Source organism: Aquimarina addita (genome assembly GCF_039539305.1).
Lineage (GTDB): Bacteria > Bacteroidota > Bacteroidia > Flavobacteriales > Flavobacteriaceae > Aquimarina > Aquimarina addita.
This window is the reverse complement of the sequence record NZ_BAABCW010000017.1, coordinates 19,828-37,429: the sequence shown is the minus strand read 5'-3', so window position 1 is coordinate 37,429 and position 17,602 is coordinate 19,828. Positions and strand designations below refer to the sequence as shown.

18 protein-coding genes are annotated in these 17,602 nt (G+C 32.3%); 8 read left to right on the top strand and 10 right to left on the bottom strand.

The genetic code is table 11. From position 1 onward, the window contains the following. The first annotated feature begins 186 nt into the window (after nt 1-186). The 8 genes from ABD816_RS17105 (at nt 187) to ABD816_RS17070 (ending at nt 5,407) form a co-directional block, all read left to right on the top strand. Nucleotides 187-555, top strand: a complete 369-nt coding sequence (locus ABD816_RS17105; protein ID WP_344929461.1) for a rhodanese-like domain-containing protein — start codon at nt 187-189, stop codon at nt 553-555. Nucleotides 556-701: 146 nt separating this feature from the next. Then, nucleotides 702-1,289 carry a TetR/AcrR family transcriptional regulator gene (locus ABD816_RS17100; RefSeq protein WP_344929459.1) on the top strand — a complete coding sequence of 196 codons (588 nt, stop codon included), beginning with the start codon at nt 702-704 and terminating at the stop codon, nt 1,287-1,289. A gap of 253 nt (nt 1,290-1,542) precedes the next feature. Next, complete coding sequence (locus ABD816_RS17095; protein ID WP_344929456.1) at nt 1,543-2,001, top strand: hypothetical protein; 459 nt, start codon at nt 1,543-1,545, stop codon at nt 1,999-2,001. Nucleotides 2,002-2,011: 10 nt separating this feature from the next. Next, nucleotides 2,012-2,350 carry a DUF3817 domain-containing protein gene (locus ABD816_RS17090; protein ID WP_344929454.1) on the top strand — a complete coding sequence of 113 codons (339 nt, stop codon included), beginning with the start codon at nt 2,012-2,014 and terminating at the stop codon, nt 2,348-2,350. An 11-nt stretch (nt 2,351-2,361) separates the two neighbouring features. Next, complete coding sequence (locus tag ABD816_RS17085; protein WP_344929453.1) at nt 2,362-2,550, top strand: hypothetical protein; 189 nt, start codon at nt 2,362-2,364, stop codon at nt 2,548-2,550. Between the two features lie 26 nt (nt 2,551-2,576). Next, nucleotides 2,577-3,572: a hypothetical protein gene (locus tag ABD816_RS17080; RefSeq protein WP_344929451.1), complete on the top strand. Its 996-nt coding sequence runs from the start codon at nt 2,577-2,579 to the stop codon at nt 3,570-3,572. A 222-nt stretch (nt 3,573-3,794) separates the two neighbouring features. After that, the gene (locus ABD816_RS17075; protein ID WP_344929449.1) at nt 3,795-4,367 is read left to right on the top strand and encodes a TetR/AcrR family transcriptional regulator; all 573 of its coding nucleotides are present in this window, start codon (nt 3,795-3,797) and stop codon (nt 4,365-4,367) included. Nucleotides 4,368-4,501: 134 nt separating this feature from the next. Beyond that, nucleotides 4,502-5,407, top strand: a complete 906-nt coding sequence (locus ABD816_RS17070) for an alpha/beta fold hydrolase (RefSeq protein WP_344929448.1) — start codon at nt 4,502-4,504, stop codon at nt 5,405-5,407. 210 nt (nt 5,408-5,617) lie between these two features. Here the strand turns inward: ABD816_RS17070 and ABD816_RS17065 are convergent, their stop codons facing one another. From ABD816_RS17065 to ABD816_RS17020, 10 genes are all read right to left on the bottom strand, one after another. Then, complete coding sequence (locus ABD816_RS17065; RefSeq protein WP_344929446.1) at nt 5,618-6,118, bottom strand: nuclear transport factor 2 family protein; 501 nt, start codon at nt 6,116-6,118, stop codon at nt 5,618-5,620. An 11-nt stretch (nt 6,119-6,129) separates the two neighbouring features. Continuing rightward, nucleotides 6,130-6,384, bottom strand: a complete 255-nt coding sequence (locus ABD816_RS17060) for an Atu4866 domain-containing protein (RefSeq protein WP_344929445.1) — start codon at nt 6,382-6,384, stop codon at nt 6,130-6,132. Between the two features lie 190 nt (nt 6,385-6,574). Next, nucleotides 6,575-7,426 carry an oxidoreductase gene (locus ABD816_RS17055; RefSeq protein WP_344929444.1) on the bottom strand — a complete coding sequence of 284 codons (852 nt, stop codon included), beginning with the start codon at nt 7,424-7,426 and terminating at the stop codon, nt 6,575-6,577. Nucleotides 7,427-7,572: 146 nt separating this feature from the next. Beyond that, the gene (locus tag ABD816_RS17050; protein WP_344929443.1) at nt 7,573-8,469 is read right to left on the bottom strand and encodes a helix-turn-helix domain-containing protein; all 897 of its coding nucleotides are present in this window, start codon (nt 8,467-8,469) and stop codon (nt 7,573-7,575) included. Between the two features lie 117 nt (nt 8,470-8,586). Continuing rightward, complete coding sequence (locus ABD816_RS17045; RefSeq protein WP_344929441.1) at nt 8,587-9,600, bottom strand: NAD(P)/FAD-dependent oxidoreductase; 1,014 nt, start codon at nt 9,598-9,600, stop codon at nt 8,587-8,589. A gap of 13 nt (nt 9,601-9,613) precedes the next feature. Continuing rightward, nucleotides 9,614-9,802 (bottom strand): hypothetical protein, encoded by a 189-nt coding sequence (locus ABD816_RS17040; RefSeq protein WP_344929440.1) that lies wholly within the window; start codon nt 9,800-9,802, stop codon nt 9,614-9,616. Nucleotides 9,803-9,873: 71 nt separating this feature from the next. Then, nucleotides 9,874-10,725 (bottom strand): helix-turn-helix domain-containing protein, encoded by an 852-nt coding sequence (locus ABD816_RS17035; protein WP_344929438.1) that lies wholly within the window; start codon nt 10,723-10,725, stop codon nt 9,874-9,876. Between the two features lie 798 nt (nt 10,726-11,523). Continuing rightward, complete coding sequence (locus ABD816_RS17030; RefSeq protein WP_344929435.1) at nt 11,524-13,548, bottom strand: T9SS type A sorting domain-containing protein; 2,025 nt, start codon at nt 13,546-13,548, stop codon at nt 11,524-11,526. Nucleotides 13,549-14,011: 463 nt separating this feature from the next. Continuing rightward, complete coding sequence (locus ABD816_RS17025; RefSeq protein ID WP_344929433.1) at nt 14,012-14,824, bottom strand: DUF4249 family protein; 813 nt, start codon at nt 14,822-14,824, stop codon at nt 14,012-14,014. Nucleotides 14,825-14,828: 4 nt separating this feature from the next. Continuing rightward, on the bottom strand, nt 14,829-17,456 hold the full coding sequence (locus ABD816_RS17020; RefSeq protein WP_344929431.1) for a carboxypeptidase-like regulatory domain-containing protein: 2,628 nt from the start codon (nt 17,454-17,456) through the stop codon (nt 14,829-14,831). Nucleotides 17,457-17,602: the final 146 nt, after the last annotated feature.

Genomic DNA, 17,602 nt, shown 5'->3' with positions numbered 1-17,602 from the left:
TATTCTCATATAATCAAATATCCCAACCTAGACTTCTGGTAAAATAGAAAAACCGGCAGCCGTTTCAAGCGATTTTAAACTTGTCAAAACAGTTTAGAGAATTAGTTAACAAAAGATAAATGAAAATATCAACATCCAAAACATACTAATTAGTATGTTTTGATTATATTTGCCTAAACTTTTAATATGAAAGCAAGAAATCTTGTGTTAATTGCTATAATTGTTCTAAGTGTTAGCTATATGTCATACAGGCTCATCAGAAACTTAAATATAGATAGTAAAGTAAACCAAGAACTAGTAGAGAACTCAATAATATTAGATGTTCGCACTAATTGGGAATACAAAAGAGGTGCATTACCAAACTCTGTTAATATAAAAATGAGTGACCTCAAAACTATTGATATTCCCATTGAAAAAGATAAAAATATTATTACCTATTGTTCACATGGATTACGAAGCATCAAAGCAAAATACATTCTTAAAAAACGAGGTTATTACCACGTTTATAATGGAGGCTCAATACATGACCTTGAGAAATACTTTAACAACTACTAAGCATATCATATTTTTAATTAAAATGATCAAAGAAAATTAACCATCATCATAATAGTAGAAATCATACGCTATGGTTTAGCATAAAACAATTGTATTTATTCATTCTAAACCATCCAAAACTGTTATTATTAGAATCTATATAAAAAATGTCAAAGGCAGATACTACACGAAAGAATATATTAACCAAGGCATTTGCTTTGATCTATAAAAATGGATATCAAGCTACCAGTATAGACGAAATCATTGCAACCACACAAGTAACGAAGGGTGCACTTTATTATCATTTTAAAAATAAAGATGAAATGGGATTGGCAATGATAAAGGAAATTTTATACCACTCAACGGATGCAACAATACTAAAACCACTAACTAACACGAAAGATCCGCAATCTCAAATCTATGGAATGATCAAAGATTTACTAGACAACACTTCCTTCTTTAAAATTGAATATGGATGCCCTATAGTCAATCTGATAGAAGAAATGGCTCCATTAGACACAAAATTTGCAAGAGAGCTACGTAAGCTTTTCATAGAATGGAGAAAAATGATTGTTACTTATTTAGAAGAAGCAAAAGAAAAGAAAACTATAAACAGTACAATAGATAGTGAACAAGTTGCAACCTTTATCTTAATTAGCTATAGTGGCGTACGAAATCTAGGTAAAATATTAGGTGAATCCTGTTATAAATCTTACCTAAAAGAATTAAAAAACTATCTGACTGTATTACACTAATTTTTTTTAACCTAAAACATACTAATTGGTATGTTTTATATATCATTTTATCTTCTATTATGAATATACTTTTTAACATAGCTATTACCATTACAATCTTATTTAGCCCCGTTGCTATTTGCCGTATCTTTTTAACCTTTCGCATTTTTTTTACAAGACATAAAGTTCGACTTAGTGAAAGCTCCTTAGATTTTGCGTATAGCTCCTCAAATAATTCCTATTTAAAAAACAAAAAACTTAAAATCACCCTATAATGAATACTATTTTATTACCCCTGCATTCTATTTTTCGATGGCTCGTTTTAGTGAGTTTATTATATGCAATCTATGTGTCATTCAAAGGAAAAGCAATGCATTTACCTTTTACTAAAAATATAAATCATATCAGACATTGGACAGCCACCATTTCTCACATACAGTTAATGATAGGCATAATATTATATACTCAAAGCCCTACAGTTAGCCATTTTCTCAATAATGGAATCACAGGATGGAATGAGTTTACATTCTTTGGTATGGCACATATTTTATTGATGCTTACTGCCATCATAATAATAACAATTGGCTCCGCTAAAACAAAGAGGAAAAAAACTGATTTAGAAAAATTCAGAACAATGTTTAAATTTTTTACGATAGGATTGTTAATCATATTCATTGCAATACCTTGGCCATTCTCACCTCTTGCAGACAGACCATATATAAGACCATTTTAATTGATACACTATGAAAGACTTTTTTAGCACTGCCATAGGTAGATTAAGAATTGCAGGAATTCTAGAAGGCATTTCCCTTATCATCTTATTATGTATAGGAGTACCCTTAAAATACCTGATGGAAATACCTGGGATTGTAAAATTTATGGGACCTGTCCACGGTGCATTATTCTTACTTTTTATTTTTCTGTTTATTGGAGTCGCTACCGAACACAATTGGAAAGGAAAGACCCTATTAAAAATTATCCTGGCATGCTTTATTCCCTTTGGCACATTTTATATCGACAGAACTATTTTATCAAAAGCACATCGACATACTAAAGCTATATCCAGAACTGAAAACAATTAATTAGACATTATATGAATGAATTAATAAACGCTAAAACCACTTGTTTCATAAATCTCTATGATTTAGATTATTTAAAAATGGAAGTTCTAAATTCTGAATATATAGTAACTCTTACTGATCTCCAAGGGGCAGAGATTCTGAAAGGTTATGGAAATTCAATGGAAGAAGCCATCAATGATTTACATCATAATTTAATTTGACAAAACAAATTATACGAAAACACTGTATGTATCTAAAAAAATCACATTGGGTTTTACTTATCATCATCTTAGTCTTATTATGTACAATGTTATTCCGTAATAAAAGCAAATACACTTCTATTGAAGAAACTATTGTATTCAATGAAAAGCTTAGTGATTATAATTTCTTTAAAGGTACGCCATCAGATTTAAAACCTACATCAGCATTAGACATTTATGAACTATCATCAGAACTTTTTACAGATTACGCGGATAAGCAACGAATGATTCTATTACCAAAAGGAAAAAAAATCATTGCTACAAACAGTGAGCTTCCCGATTTTCCTAATGGCACTATAATTGTTAAAACGTTTTTCTACAAAAATCACATGAATCATCAGGATGTGAAACAAAAAATAATAGAAACCAGATTACTTATAAAAAACAATTCGGTATGGAACGCTGCAACATATCGGTGGAATATGCAACAAGATGAAGCATTTCTTAGTAAAAATAGAGAAAGTGTTCCAATTACTTTTATCGACAATTTCGGAAATAAGAGAAGTACTTCTTACCAAATTCCGTCAAGTACTGATTGTGCTACTTGTCATAAACAAAATGGAAGTTTGTCACCATTAGGTCCTAAAATCAGAAACCTTAATATTGATATATTAAGAAATAAACACTTTATCAATCAACTTGAATATTTCAAAAATCAAAACAAGCTAGAAATATCTGAGAAGAACATATTAACTACTCCAGACTATTCGGATGTAAACTTAGATTATAACAAAAGAGCTCGGGCATATTTTGATATAAACTGTGCTCATTGCCATAATAGCGAAGGAAATGCCTACCATGTTCAGATGGATTTGCGTTTGAACATTCCATTTGATAACAGCGGCATAGCTAAAAAGTCAGCACAAATCCTTAGCAGGATAAATATTTCTGGTGAACTGCACATGCCTAAAATAGGAACAACACTTAATCACGATGATGGCATACAATTAATTACAAAATATATCAATTCACTCAACAAATAATAAGATCCCGCATTATACAATATTTGGGACTTACAGTTCACTATACCAGAGTAATTACTAAATCATAAAAGAAATAAACTTAATTAAAGTAAGGAGGTTATCGTGAATATCACATCTAATAATACTACCATGATTAGATATATTCAAAACAATTTACAATTAACAAACCATATTAAGCATTCAATTATTTTAATTTATGAATATTTATTCATATTTTTGAATATGTCTGACTCCAAAACAAAACGTTTACATCAAATTTTTGACGCAACACTTCAACTTACCGGAAAAGTTGGAATTGCCGGTTTAAAAATGTCTAGTATTGCAAAAGAAGCATCCATAGCAACAGGTACTCTTTATATTTATTTTAAAAATAAAGAAGAGTTATTAAATGCATTATATTTCAAATTACAGAATGAGAGTGCTCCTGCCATTATACAAGATATACATCATTTAGCGATTAATATTCAACTATACAAAATGTGGAAAATTGCTTTAGAACGTCTTGTTGACAACAATTTAAGAATAGTGTTTCTAGAACAATTTGTAATTTCCCCATACATTTCGGAGTCTAATAAAAAAATAGATATTGGATTTAAAAATTATTTAAAACAAATACTCGAACAAGGAAAATCAGAAAATTTAATTAAGAATTTAGATAATGATATGCTTATTTCCTTAATCATTGGTTTTGTGAGAAGCTTTTCAACACATATTGTGAACGATCGCAATGGATGTTTAAGCGAGAAATCTATTGATGAATCGTTCTCTTTATGTTGGAATGCCATTAAAATGTAAAAAAATTTGATTCTTTAATGAATAAATATTCATATAAATACAAACTTATGAAATGTGCCATAACAAATCTTGATTCCCTCCAAGATGGTTATTGGCTAATTCAATCTAATTATTAAAAAAACAAAGATTAACAGATGAAACTAGAACGAATCCTACTGAACCTAATCGTACCTATAATTTTTATGCAATCTTATGCACAAACTTCAAAATCCAAAACTTACGAACATCAAAAAAATAATTTCACTATGGACAAAACAAAAAGAATTGATATTAATGGTGAAAGCTTAGCATACTTTGACAATGAAAAAGGAAACACAACACTGTTATTTCTTCACGGTGCTTTCATCAATAAGGAATATTGGAATGAGCAATTATCTTATTTCTCAAAAAACTATCGTGTTATAGCGGTCGATTTGCCAGGTCACGGAAAATCTACTCATAATAAAGAGGATTGGACAGGTCCGAGATTTGGTAAGGATATCAACCAATTTATTCAAGAATTAGCATTACAAAATGTCATCATCATAGGACACTCTTTCGGATCAGACGTTATGCTTGAGACTGTTGCTGTAAATGATGCTAATATTATTGGTCTAATTGAAATCGACCATATGAAGAACGTAGGGATAGAATTGCCCCAACAGGTCATTGACCAATTGGTACAAGGCTTAAATGCCAACTTTGAGAATACTTGTCAGCAATTCGCCAAGCAAGCATTATTGACTGAAGCTACAGATCCTAAAATTGTTTCAAGATTATTGACAGATTATAAAGAAATGAATCCCGAAATCGGCATTCCCTTACTTGAGTATGGTTTTAGTTATCCACAGCGTGAAACAGAACTTTTAAAAAGCCTGAAATTAAAGCTGTATTCCATTCACGTGAACTATGCACCTACTAATGAAGAAAGTCTTAAAAAACATCTTGGTGATAATTATGAATTGCATACTATGGAAGGGACTTGCCATTATCCAATGATTGAGAATCCAGATAAACTAAATACCATTATAGAAACAACAGTATTAAAAATTAAAAAATAACGCCTCAAAGGTTAAAAAAATATATTTTAATTGGAATTCAGTAAAAGACGCTTCGTTGGGACTCTACTATTTAATAGCAAATTAAGAGTACGATGTTATTAGTTGACTGATCATAGTTAATTCTATGCATGACCGAGTGGTGATGCACGGATTGAGGATATATCCAGTATCTTTCCTTGAAATTTTATGCGTTATTTACTTAGGTTATGCTTATTCAACCAATTTTGCTAATGTATACGTATCCAAAAAGGCATCAACCTGAACTATTTTACCGGCATCATCTAATTTTAATTTCCAGGCATATTCATTGATATAATCTTGTCCATCAATAGTCTTTGCTGTACCTTTCCATTGAAACCAAACAATATCTTCTGATGCATTGATATCAATAAATTCTGGTTGTAGACTTGTAGAAAGGAAATCATTTATAGGTATAACCGCTTTCTCTATAAATTCCTTCTTACCTTTATATACGCCTGAATAAGGCGCATTGCCTATAACTCGCCAAACCATATCTTCATCCAATAAGTCAAAGAAACTACCTTTGCCAGAAATCCAACCCTGGGCCGCTTTTTGAACTATCTTGTAATTTCTTGAAACTTTATTTTCTACCAAGTTATTTTCATTCGTTTTTTCAATAATGTTTGCATTTTTTTCCTTGCAAGAGAAGAGAGCCAACGCTAGTATTACCATAATTGCCTTTGTATTCATACTTCCCAATTTTAATCTTCTTTTTTATACAATATCATTCCACCGTGATAGAGTATACCATCTTTAAAATCCCCATCTGCAGTAAAGCCTGTATCATCCTTATAATCAATATGGTTTCTCTTTACCCAATATTTACCTTGGTAGGCACTTTCTGTATTGCCACGAGCTTCATCATAACGTCCATTGGGCAATAAGTTGTGGCGTACGTGATTATCTTCCGTTACCCACATTCCGATATATTCTTTTGTTTCTTCAATTGTTTCCATTTTTTCGCTATTTATTTCTTTTTCAACTTGGCTTTTACACCCTGTATACGAAGCCATTATTATCAAAAGACCTATAATCATTCTATTATTAAAATCCATTTTGATTCATTTAGATTTTTTTAAATGAGAAAAGAGCTATTCCACTTGGTATACAATCTCTTATAAAATAGCTCTTCTCAAAATGATAGGATTAAGAAGCATTTACATTTTCAAAATCTGTGGAAACACCGAGTGATTTATGGGCTTCCATCATTTCCTGAAGATTAGCTATTTTTTGATTTACAAATTCGTAAGCGTCACTGCCTAAATAGAGATGCGTAGGTGGATTATCCATCTTTGAAAGTTTTATAAATACATCAGCTGCCTTTGCTGGATCGCCAGCTTGATTGCCATGAATGTCCTGAGCGTGAACCCTGACCGTTTCTCTTGCAAATTCATAAACATCGATGGTACGCTCACCTGTTTGCATTGAATCACTACTGAGGAATTCTGTTCTAAAATATCCTGGGGAAACACAAGTCACGTGAATACCCAGGGGCTTTACTTCAGCTTCTAAAGCTTCGCTGAAGCCCTGTACAGCAAATTTTGTTGCGCAATAAATACCATATCCAGGGAACGTTGCTACAAACCCACCTATGGATGCGATGTTCATTATATGCCCAGAACCTCTTTCTCGCATACCAGGAAGTATATTCCTGATTACGTGCAGAGAACCGTAAACATTTACATCAAAATTTTGATGCACTTCATCGTGCTGTAATTCTTCAATCGCACCGCCTAATCCATAGCCTGCATTGTTGACTACAACGTCTATACCACCGAAATAGCTTAACACTTTGCCAATGGTGCTTTTTACATCGTTTTCATCGGTTAAATCCATTGCTAAGGGCAAAAAATTATCACTATTTTCAGAAACTTTTTCGGTTAGCTGCTTTTTATTTCTTGAAGTTGCCGCAACTTTATGTCCGGATTTCAGTAATTTCTCAACCAGGTTTAAGCCCAATCCTTTTGATGCACCTGTAACGAACCATACTTTACTCATACCAATTTTATTTAAGATTACTACTTTTTGTCTCAAACAAAATTACGGTTGTCAAGCGCCTATTCTCGTATGTCAATCAAACCGACACTTATATAATTCAAACAATGGTGAAGGTTTTACGCTTTTGCGAAAGAGTACTTTTTGACTTATACTTCCTGACGAATGGACGTAGGCGTTGTGGCTGTCTGCTTCTTAAAAAATGTGGTGAAATGGGCAGGTTCATCAAAGCCCAATGAATAAGCTATTTCAGAAATTGACCAATCGGTAAGTCGAAGTAAAATATGAGCTTCAGAAACAATACGCTCTGCGATAAGTTGTGTCGTAGTTTTACCTGTTGTTTTTTTAACCGCCCGATTTAACGAATTCACATGAATCGAAAGCTTGTCTGCGAAGTCTCTTGGAGTTTTTTCGGTGATGCAATAATTCGTTGATTCTATTGGAAACTGACGTTCTAATGCTTCTTTAAAGATGATTGTTATTCGTGTGCTCGCATCTAATTTGGTGGCTCTTATTCTGGTAGGTTGTAATTTTAGGGCGTAATGGATGATATCTGAAACTTTACTTTTTATTACTTCATACTTATAGTGGTATGTAGAGTCTATTTCTGTTGTGATTTGCTCAAAAACCTGACTTATGTAGTTGTCTTGTTCTCGTGTCAATTCAAAATTGGGATGCCCGTCAATACTGAAAACTGGCAGATTAGAAGGGCTTTTATGTATAGAATTCAAAAGAAATTCCTCTTTAAAAATCAAAAATTTTCCTGAACATTCCCCACTACCTTGTACAAAGGAATAAGGAACTTGTGGATTAAAGAACATCAACGTACTTCTATGAGTCTCAATACTTCTATCGGCATAATGAAAGGTATGTTTGCCACGTATCAATGTAATTTTATAGAAGTCCCTTCTTGTGTAACTAACGGGTTTGGCATCAGGGCTCAAACTTTTTTCAAGGTCAAATACATTAAAATGCCCAATTTCTGAAGGCTGAAACCTATCTGTTGCCAATCCTTTGTTCTTATAAAATTCGGTCAAATTTTCCATATCCCTTTTTTTACAAAATTAGAGATTGTTACTTATATATTTCAAACCGATTTGAAAAAGCATTGATAAAACAGATCTAAAATCGGTTAATAATACTTAAAACTATCAATTCTAATATTAATTACCTATCCAATCTTCCTGTATCATTTCCATATTAGAAGCACCACCCGATAGATTTCCAGCATATACCGCTTGAGCAACCGAACGTATAAATGTGGTGTTATCCCCACAGGCGAACACACCGGGAATTGATGTTTTTTGAAACATATCGACTTCAATAAATCCTTGCTCGTTGAGTTGACATCCCAGTGCCGAAGGTATAGCCGAATGCTGCTCAAAGGAGACACGTGCATAAAGTGCCTTTAGAGGTTCCTTAGTACCATCTCTGAATTTTAGTTTTTCAATATAACCTTTTGTATGCTCAATAGAAGCAATAGGCTTTTCAATTACGACGATATTGTTTTGGTTGAGTTCATTAACTTGGTCCTCACTCAGTTCAGATTTTCCATTGGTATAAATGGATAACTCGTCCGTCCAATTTGAAATCAACTTTGCAGTTTCAAAAGCACTATCCCCATTGGCCAGAATACCCGTTTTCACTTTCCGTACTTCATAGCCGTGGCAATAGGGACAATGTACTACGGTGATTCCCCAGCATTTTGCAAAGCCATCTATTTGCGGTAGAACATCCTTTATACCAGTAGCGAAGACAAGTTTTCTACTCTGAAAAGATTGACCGGATTGCGTTGTAATTTCAAAACCATCTTTCGTTTTTTGTCCTTGTACTGCAAAATCCTTTAAAAACTGTACCGTTGGATACTCCAGGACCTGTTCTTTTGCTTTAGCTGAAATAGATGCGGGGGTAGCACCATCTTGCGTGATAAAATTATGAGAATGTGGAGTTTGCTCATTGCAAGGGTTTCCTGCGTCAATAATTAATACGCTTCTTAATGATCTTCCCAGTGCCATTGCTGTCGAAAGTCCAGCATAACTTCCACCTATAATTAATACATCAAATTTAGTTTCTTTTGTCATTTTATCTATTTTTTGAAAAGCTGATAACGACAAGGGCATTATAACTACTCCTGACGCACATAAACTTTGTTTTATAAACTTTCTTCGGTCTGCCATTTTGATTTTTTATCTAGAGCAGGTTATGGTGTAAATCATTCATAGCGTCTTCAATGGATTCACCATAACCTTTTACTATCTCATAACCTGTTGAATCTATTAATGCCGCAGAGTATTCTAAATTCACAAGTTCAAATTTTAAATTTTTAAGTTCTGCTGTATTAAGCAGATGAACGTTTAAAGTGTTCCGTGTTTCGTTCATTGTTTTTATGGTATTTATGTATCAAAGTTCTGATATATCATCCGGTCTTTACATCTGACAAAAATTTATTTCTAAATTGTTTGTAAATGATTTGTTTCACGATAAATTTGTGGGCTAACCCCAGTATTTTTCTTGAAAAATCGACAAAAATAGGAGGTGTCCTGATATTCCATTTTTAAGGCTATTTGACTCACTGTATCCTCTGTCTGAATTAATTTAGCCTTTATTTCCAATATGATTCTATCTTGTATTATTTCGCTTGCAGACTGCCCTGTAACTCCCTTCACTGTATCATTAAGATAAGTCGGAGATATAAAAAGTTTATCAGCATAATCAGCAACTTTTCTCACTTGCATAAAATTCTTCTCGACCAATTTCTTAAATCGCGATGTTATTAAACGCTTTCGCGATAGAGAACTATGTTGTTCGTCTTTCCTTAGCTTTGTAAGACGTTCTATTTCAATTAAGAGAACATTGAGATATAATCTGCACAATAAATCATCGTTCCAAGATTCTCGATTATTTACTTCAAAGGATATTTTTTCTACGATTCCTAAAAGCTTCATCCATTGTGAACTGGATAACTTGAGAAGTGGTAAACTATTGAGTTGAAAAAAAGGATAGAAACACAATTTCACTTGGTTTTTTAAACACAATAGAAAGTAATCTGTGTCAAAGACCAAACTAAGACCTTCAAAATACTTACTTATATACTCGATTTTTGAAGTTTGTCCTGGTGGAAAAAAAAGTATCGTTTTATTTGATGCTTCATATAATTTTTCACCTATTCTTATAGATAATATTCCTGATTTGATAAATAAAATTTGATATTCATCACTTACATGGATAAAAGTCTTCCCGATGATGTCTTTCGCTTTCTCTGAGAACTTCTTTACCTCAATATAGTTCGTTGTTTTTTCCATTTTTAAATTGTTATCTACTTTTGGCTTTGGCACTATTCACATTAATATAACTTTAAGGGTTATTTTTACATTGTTCCCCCAGATCATACGTGTCTAACAATTTGACATATACAAAGATATAAGAATATGTCGCCAGAATCGTGTTACAGATTACATTTACTATGGTACAAATCACGTTTAATAAATAATTAGGAAAAACTGCTTATCAAAAGGTCTGCAAGAAAAGAGAACAAACACGTTTAGACTGTTTGTAGCATCGTTATACTACAGAATGTTTTATAGTTCACTGTAAGAAGTGACATTATAGTTTGTTTCGAAAAGGTAGAAAAAAGATAATTTATTAAAAAGCGTAGTTAGTTATATTGATACGACTGGAGAATGAAATAGTGACTAATATGTCTATGCATCACAATATAACTGAATCAGTAATCGACCTTGCTATCACGTTTTACAAAAATGATTTTTTAAACTTACTCGCATAGCCTACCTATTTTAGATACGGAAATCAAAACATATGCTGCTCTTGTTAAAATTCATTTTAAAGATAGAGTAGTAAAAGGGTCTTTGGATAAAATACAGGTGTAATAAATATTGATATTATGAATTTTAAATACAATGAAGGAATTTATCTCCTCTAAGCACCGTAAATTCAAAAACCGGAATCTAACTTGGTTAACAAATTTGGAGAAATATATAGAATTAAGAAATCATTAAAGCAAATACAATAAAAAAGGATATGGAGACTCATAACCTCCATATCCTTTTTTTTATTTATTTTCAACCCACAAATTATAGCAATTATTTTACGAATTGCATATTTTGCTGGTTACCATCAGCTTTAAATGCTTTTAATATATAGAGCCCACTAGATAATGTACTAGTATCTAAAGTGATTTTGTTGCTCGTAATTGAAGCTTCTTCCATTATGGTTTTTCCTGTTACGTCAATAATTTTTAATTGAAGAAAGTCTTCATAAACGTCTAAGTTAATATTCAACTCATTAGTAACAGGCACTGGATAAACCGATATATCAGCATTCTTAGAACTATTTAACTCTCCTGCAGTTTTTGCCTCAGTTATTGGTGTGATTATCCAATTCAAGTTTTGATGTGTAACTGAAGAATTCCATAACTGCACAGTTTGTCCATCTTTACCTCCAGAACCTCCATCAAGAGTAAAACCAGAAGCATTACGCTTTATTAACTTATATGAACCTCCACCAGCACTAACCTTTTCCCAGTGTTGATTGTAATTATTTTCACCACAAGTCCATAAATATACATTTTGTTTATTAGCCCCTCCTCTATTACCATCTATACAATAATTAGTACCTTGTTTTTGATAGGAATAATATCCATTGCCTCGATCTATTTCTACCCATTGTTGATTTGGATTAGTAGGGTCATAACTCCACAGATAAACATCTTGTCTATTTGCTCCTCCATTACCACCATCAATCGCATACCCGGTAGCATTGCGCTTCTGGATAGTAACAATCGGATCCCCACCTCCTACTACTGTTCCACCATCTAAATCTGCATCATATTGTATCTCCTGACCAGATACGAGACGATCTGATTCTATAGAAAGTCCGGCTCCATCTGGAAGGTCATTAATTGTAAAATTTCTACTCTGACCAGAAATCAAACCTTTTAAGCTAGTCCCAGAACGTGTTCCTCCTACAGTAGGATAAGCATCATAATAAATAGGAGCAAGTCCATTATTTTTGATCGTTACACTAGTGCTATTGCCGTTTGAAGTATATGAAGTTACTTCAAAATGATATCCAATGTTCATTCCCGCATCTTCTATTCTAGAAGCACTTTGTCCCACACTTAGCTGATCATTTCCAATCATATAAGTTATATCATATAATGCTGCCATTTCCTCAAAACTGGTACCATGGGGTCCATTAGGTAAATCCAATACATGCTCCTGATCATAATCGCTATAATAACTAAACTCACCGCCCGCCACTTTTGTGTTTGCACGTGTCGCTCCAAATGTTAACCAGGATGCTCTGTTATATTCATTATTATTCTGAGAATGCTGACTATGTAAAAAGGAATCATCAAACAATCCAAAATTTAAATTTCTCAATGAAGCGCTCGCAGCAAGTGGAGACGTACTACTATCAGCTGCGTCTATAGAGATAGTCCATTGTGTATTATTAAATACACTATTTATATGATTTAAAAAAGTAGTTTGGTATGCTTTTGTTGGAAATGTATCTCCAAATGCAAAAGGTCCATCATATAAGTGATATTCTGAATATGATCCAAATCCTACTTGTACAAATGCTAAACGAGGATCATTATCATAACGTGCTGCAAAATTGGTGAAAAATTCTAAGGTAAAATCCTGTAATTCCTGGCTAGACCAATCCGGGATAAAGGTATTAGAACCTTCAACACTTGCTGTACGGTTATTATACCCACTACTATTAAGAATATATTGTGGCACTGATCGAGAAGTGACTCCAGGATAAGTATATCTAAATCTTAAAATGACTTGTCTGCCTCTACTCGCTGCGGTACTTAATAAATCATCAACTACTCCCCAATTATATTGACCTCTGTTTTGTACTACATCTGAATATACTAAATAAGAATACTCCAGCTGTACTTTATTACCTAATGTACTTAAATCTCCAGAATTTTCTGCCCAAAAAACAATACCAGTCATCGGTTGTACCCTATCGATACTGGATTTTAATTCCAGACTGGTTTGTGCCGAGACAATGGTCATAAAAAATAGTGCAAATGCACTTAATTTTGTCCTCCAAAATGAGAACTGTAACTTTAATGAGTTGGCTAATAACATGTTTTCTAATTTAAAATTATAATAAAATGATTTTTAATCGGTTTATATATAAAAGTTAGGTTTTAAATATTTGTTAAAAATAATAAAAATAATATGAAACTTTTAATATAAACTTTAACTTTCTTTAAGTTGAGAAAATAAATCGTTTAAAGGGATATAAAACTTTTTATCCTACTTATTTATAATCAAATTCGTACAAAATTTAAATAATTTTCATTTCATTATATTTATTAAATGGTATAATATATCCTGTTATTTTTTACATATTCGCATCTGTACAAGAACCAATTAGCCTTGGTTATCAAAGTTTGTCTACAATAAAATCAGATAAAAAAGTGCGTAAATACCTCTACATATAGTTTAATTAATACAACTAAAATCAAGTTAGCTCAAAGATATCAATGGGTTCTATGATAAAAAGGGTATTATTCATTTAAGAAAATCAATGAAAATAGTCTATTACTTAGAAATCTTTGGTCATTGAACTAAATCCTGCTATGCCAAAATTACCAAGTGCTTGTTCATTGATTGTAGTATTAGTTATATTACCAACGATGTTTGTTGGTGTAAACAAAGATGATAAGACAAGATCATCATCAAGATTATTTAATAAGTTAGCATAAAACTGAAACGTGTTAAAATTTATATTATAAATACTTGCTCTTACCGTATCACCCTCTCTTATTCCATCGATCTCAATAAATTCTTCTAAATTGTCAGTTACAAAGCTATCATTAAATACACCTAAAAATTCATCAATTAATATTCCATCTTTGAGCACCTCGAATTGGACTAAATAGAAATTTTCATCTTCGATTTGATCTGTAACTGTAACCCTCACAATATCTCCGGTTTTCACCATACTTATAATAGGTATAGAAGGTTTTAGAATTTCCTCCTCTGAGGTAAGTACTGTTTGATCTTGTAAAACAGCCTCTATCCAATAAGTATTGCCAGTTATAGGAGTAATCATCTCAGAGCTCATATAATCTCCATTATCTGTAGTAAAAGAATCTGTAACTAATAAAACAGTATTGGAAGCATCTCTGCTATATAAGAAAATTTGTACATCGTTTACAGTACTAAAAGTTGTATCGGTTACTGGTACTGTTTTTTGAATCTGAACAGATACAAAATCGGTTTCATTAGTAAGTAATCCAGAGATAAATACTTGTTCTTCAAACTCAAAATCAAAATCCTGAGTAAGATCATCAAGACAACTTGTCAATATGCTTAAAGAAACCAGTATTGTTATGTATATATATAGTCTTTTCATTGTGCTAAAATTTAAAATTATAAGATATAAATGGAATCGGAGCTCCAATCAAAGAAATCTGTCCTGTTTCTAGTTCGTTATCTTCTAAAACGGAATTAATAGAAAATGCATTTTTATGTCCATACACATTATATAAACCAAAGCTCCAGCTGCTTTTCCAATTTGTTTTTGGATTACCTGTTGGTGTATAGGTAAAAGAAATGTCAGCTCTGTGCGTATCCGGAATTCTAAATGAATTTCGATCAGCATAGGTCAGATAGGATTCTCCATTAAAAGTAAACCTACCATTGGGCTGGGTTGTAGGTCTTCCTGTCTGATAGGTAAAAAAAGCTCCTACCTCCCATTTCTTAGATAATTTGTAATTAGCGGTCAAATTAAATAAGTGTGGTCTATCGTAATCTGAGGAAAAATAAGCACCATTATTAATCTGTTCTGAAGAAAAAGCACTTTTTGTTTTTCGTTTTGTTACCGAATAGGTATAATTCGCATTTCCAGTTACTCTACCTTTATTTTTATAAGCTGCTAATTCTAATCCATAAGAAAAACCTTTTGCAGGAACTAATTCAGTTTCTAAATTATTGTTTATTCCTAACCGAGCTCCATTTTTATACTCTACTATATTATCAAATGTTTTATAATATCCTTCTAAGGAAAAATTATAGCCCTTATCTTTGGTATCGTATGCATATCCCGCAGAAAATTGATTGACTTCTAGGGGTTCTATATACTGACCTGAAGGTTTCCATACATCATTAGGCAAGGCTATAGTCTGGCTGGTTATTAAATGGATATATTGAAACATTCTATTGTATCCTATTTTAAAGGCTTTTCGATCATTAAAATCATATTTTAATGACATCCGTGGCTCTACACCAAAATAACTCTTAGAGATTTCATTATTCTTTACATTTCTAAACCCTGTAATTGTGCTTGGTGTTTGTGGAAAATCAGGATTATAGATAGCAATAGTATCCTCTCCATAATTCGCAAACCAGGAAAATCGTAAACCTGCATCTAATGATAATCTATCCCATTGCTTTTCCACACTATAATAGGCTCCTAGTTCCAGAGCTTTTTCTTTGTCATAAACTTCGTTAATTTCAGTACCTCTTAGTTTAGGAATAAATTGATATAAATTACCAGAAAGACCAAATCTCATCTGCATATCAGGGCTTGAAAAATAAGTAAAATCGGGTTTAAAAATCCAATTTTCGATAGATCTTTCCAGCGTAGTTACAAAATCTTCTTCTTCATTAAAATCCTCTCTTATTCCTATATTAAACTTATACTTACTATAAATACCTGTAATATTAGCAAACAATTTACTAGAAAAGATATGATTCCATCGTACTGTGGCAGTAGCATTAGTCCACCCCAGATCTATCCCAACATCAGATCCACCCTCACCACCTTCTTCCTCTTGATCAATTTTTATGACATCAGCAGCAAAAAAACCTGAAGCATATAGCGTATTATTCTTATTGATGTTCCAGGTCAATTTCGTATTTAGGTCATAAAAATGGAATTTATCAGCAGGAATATCATTTATCAAAGGAAAAAACAAATCAAAATAGGATCTTCTCCCAGAAGCTAAAAAACTTACTTTATCTTTTTTTATAGGACCTTCTATTGTAAATCTTGAAAACAATAATCCCAGACCTCCTTCTCCCTTGAATCTTTTTGAATTTCCATTTATTTGTTGAATTTCCAGTACTGATGATGCTCTGCCTCCAAAACGTGCAGGAATACCTCCTTTATATAATTTCACAACCTTTACTGCATCTGCATTAAAAATAGAAAATAGTCCAAATAAATGAGAGGTATTATATAGGGGAGCTTCATCGAGTAGAATTAGATTTTGATCTATATTTCCTCCTCGAGCATTAAACCCACTGGTTCCTTCGCCTACGCTACTAATTCCTGGCTGTGTTAAAACAGCTCTTGCAATATCCGGTTCACCAAAAAACGCTGGTAATTTTTTAATTTCTGAAGCAGTTAGACGAATCGTTCCTCCCAGAATGGACTGCACCTGACTTTTAGCATGCTGATTAGAAGTTATTACAATTTCTGATAATTCGCTTAATGATGGTTGAAGCTCAATTTTCAGTTTGATATTGTTTTTTAATTCAATGCTAACTTCTTTTGTTGTATATCCCAAATATGAAATTTCAAAAAGATAAGTTCCTTTTGGTAATGTGATAGCATAAAAACCATATTCATTGGTAAACACACCTTGTTTACTATCTTTTATACTAATACTGGCACCTAAAAGCGTCTCTCCCGTATTTGCATCAGTAACAGTTCCATTTATAGTATAGTTATCAGCTTGAATGTTGGATTTAGAAAGAATAATATGGTTCTTTTTTATGTTATAAGAAATTGAAGAATTCTCAAAAAGCAATGCCATAGTTTCTGTTACATCCTTTTCAATAACCTTGATACTATAGATTTGATCAACATCGATCACATCGTTATTTAAAATAAAATTATAAGATGTCTGCTCTTCAATCTTGTGTATAATTGATTTTAAGGAGCTGTTCTCTTCAGATAGTGTAATATTGTCTTGAGAAAAACTATGAAATGCCAGCAGTTGAAAACAAAAAGTAATATAAAAAAAGAAGGATAATTTCATCAAAAAAATGGTTTTCCTATGACTATTTTTTGGCCATAATATGACCCTGAAAAAGTTTATTTTCATAAATTTGGATATTGTTAAGTTATACTGATTTTGCGATTAGAATTTTTTAACATGTATAGTGGGAAAATGCCAGTTTTCCC

Coding starts and splice junctions, on each gene's coding strand:
- ABD816_RS17105 (WP_344929461.1), top strand. CDS start 187: ATGAAAGCAAGAAATCTTGTGTTAATTGCTATAATTGTTCTAAGTGTT.
- ABD816_RS17100 (WP_344929459.1), top strand. CDS start 702: ATGTCAAAGGCAGATACTACACGAAAGAATATATTAACCAAGGCATTT.
- ABD816_RS17095 (WP_344929456.1), top strand. CDS start 1,543: ATGAATACTATTTTATTACCCCTGCATTCTATTTTTCGATGGCTCGTT.
- ABD816_RS17090 (WP_344929454.1), top strand. CDS start 2,012: ATGAAAGACTTTTTTAGCACTGCCATAGGTAGATTAAGAATTGCAGGA.
- ABD816_RS17085 (WP_344929453.1), top strand. CDS start 2,362: ATGAATGAATTAATAAACGCTAAAACCACTTGTTTCATAAATCTCTAT.
- ABD816_RS17080 (WP_344929451.1), top strand. CDS start 2,577: ATGTATCTAAAAAAATCACATTGGGTTTTACTTATCATCATCTTAGTC.
- ABD816_RS17075 (WP_344929449.1), top strand. CDS start 3,795: ATGTCTGACTCCAAAACAAAACGTTTACATCAAATTTTTGACGCAACA.
- ABD816_RS17070 (WP_344929448.1), top strand. CDS start 4,502: ATGAAACTAGAACGAATCCTACTGAACCTAATCGTACCTATAATTTTT.
- ABD816_RS17065 (WP_344929446.1), bottom strand. CDS start 6,118: ATGAATACAAAGGCAATTATGGTAATACTAGCGTTGGCTCTCTTCTCT.
- ABD816_RS17060 (WP_344929445.1), bottom strand. CDS start 6,384: ATGGAAACAATTGAAGAAACAAAAGAATATATCGGAATGTGGGTAACG.
- ABD816_RS17055 (WP_344929444.1), bottom strand. CDS start 7,426: ATGAGTAAAGTATGGTTCGTTACAGGTGCATCAAAAGGATTGGGCTTA.
- ABD816_RS17050 (WP_344929443.1), bottom strand. CDS start 8,469: ATGGAAAATTTGACCGAATTTTATAAGAACAAAGGATTGGCAACAGAT.
- ABD816_RS17045 (WP_344929441.1), bottom strand. CDS start 9,600: ATGGCAGACCGAAGAAAGTTTATAAAACAAAGTTTATGTGCGTCAGGA.
- ABD816_RS17040 (WP_344929440.1), bottom strand. CDS start 9,802: ATGAACGAAACACGGAACACTTTAAACGTTCATCTGCTTAATACAGCA.
- ABD816_RS17035 (WP_344929438.1), bottom strand. CDS start 10,725: ATGGAAAAAACAACGAACTATATTGAGGTAAAGAAGTTCTCAGAGAAA.
- ABD816_RS17030 (WP_344929435.1), bottom strand. CDS start 13,548: ATGTTATTAGCCAACTCATTAAAGTTACAGTTCTCATTTTGGAGGACA.
- ABD816_RS17025 (WP_344929433.1), bottom strand. CDS start 14,824: ATGAAAAGACTATATATATACATAACAATACTGGTTTCTTTAAGCATA.
- ABD816_RS17020 (WP_344929431.1), bottom strand. CDS start 17,456: ATGAAATTATCCTTCTTTTTTTATATTACTTTTTGTTTTCAACTGCTG.